Origin of the sequence: Microcystis sp. LEGE 08355, assembly GCF_015207185.1 — a bacterium.
GTDB lineage: Bacteria > Cyanobacteriota > Cyanobacteriia > Cyanobacteriales > Microcystaceae > Microcystis > Microcystis panniformis.
In genome coordinates, this window is record NZ_JADEXI010000913.1 from 1 (window position 1) to 1,218 (window position 1,218).

Annotated in this window: 3 protein-coding genes; 2 read left to right on the forward strand and 1 reads right to left on the reverse strand. The window is 36.6% G+C overall.

The features are described from left to right. A partial coding sequence (locus IQ242_RS25195; protein WP_193961838.1) for a transposase family protein occupies window positions 1-370 on the reverse strand: 370 nt, incomplete at its 3' end. A gap of 157 nt (window positions 371-527) precedes the next feature. Between IQ242_RS25195 and IQ242_RS25200 the strand changes: the two genes are divergently transcribed. Then, window positions 528-704, forward strand: a complete 177-nt coding sequence (locus IQ242_RS25200) for a TIGR03985 family CRISPR-associated protein (protein WP_193961839.1) — start codon at window positions 528-530, stop codon at window positions 702-704. Between the two features lie 309 nt (window positions 705-1,013). Beyond that, window positions 1,014-1,218, forward strand: a 205-nt coding sequence (locus tag IQ242_RS25205) for a hypothetical protein (RefSeq protein WP_228021221.1), incomplete at its 3' end; no start/stop codon positions are given.

Here is a 1,218-nt window from a genome sequence, read left to right on the forward strand (position 1 = left end):
TTACGTCATTTCTTCGGCTAACATTTAAAATATCTCCTGATTTTAATTGTTCGAGTATATTCTCGGCTAGTCTTTTCGTATAGGTTCGTTTCTTGGCGACAAAATCTAACTCTTCGCTAAAGGGTTTTCGACAATTATCGCACTTAAATTGACGACGATTAACCTGTAGGTACACTGGTTGTCCTGAGATTGGTAAATCTTTGACTAAATGTCGATGATTTTGGTGGAGTTTATCGCTCTCTAAGCCACAATGAGGACAGGTTGCTTTTTTATTTTTCGATTCGATTCGGAAAACTATACCGATATTTTCTAGGTGTCGATAGCCTTGAATAGAGGTTCCTTCTAGGTTCAAAAATTTGTCAAGTATCATAAGTAAAATACTCGGGTTTTTGGCTATTATATCAAATCTTAACTCGATTGTCTATCTTTTGGTATTAACCTGTTGATGCCTTAAGTCTTTCCCTGTATGGATTTCAGCTACTTTTGAGCGTAGGCGCTCTCATCGAATTTTATTTTAAGTTAATTATTTGCATAACAATTCCCGAAGAGCCGACATTTATTATAAGCTTTGCTATCGTGTTGGCGATCATAATGTTATCATGCGATTGCGTAGTTGGGGTCCGAATGTAGAGGTAATTTTGCCTAGTGATTTACGAGCGCAAATCAAAGAATATCTCGAAAAAAACTATAAATTATATCAATAATCTGACAGGGGGACAAGAAGGCTGAAATCCATATAGCATAAGCTTTTCATGGTTTTAGCTCGAAAAAGTTCGCCGCACCATCTCTCACTTATTAATAATAATTCCGAGTAAGCTCGCTCCTATCCCTAGTTTTTCGTTAGCTTTTGCCTAGAATCGCTAGATCTATTTCTAGTGAGAGAAGCCTGAAGCCTTTGTTGGCAAGTTTTCTAGCTCGCTTGTCCCCCTGTCAGTATAGTTAATCAATTATTTTGCTTAACTATCTTTGTTTTCGTGATAAAGTTTAAAGAGAGGCCTTAGCAATTTATGATTATGCCAGAATCAGAGTCCCCTATTAATTCAACAAATTTCTATTTTAGTAAACTTTGTGCCTTGGTAGAAGACAAATCTATTTTGCAACAATTACAGTCTATTCACCCAGAAGAGTTACAAGGACAGATAGAAGAGTTACCCCTGCAAATAGCTAGTTCATCTGATCGCGTTAATCTAGGAGAGGCTCAAGGCACTAATATTAATA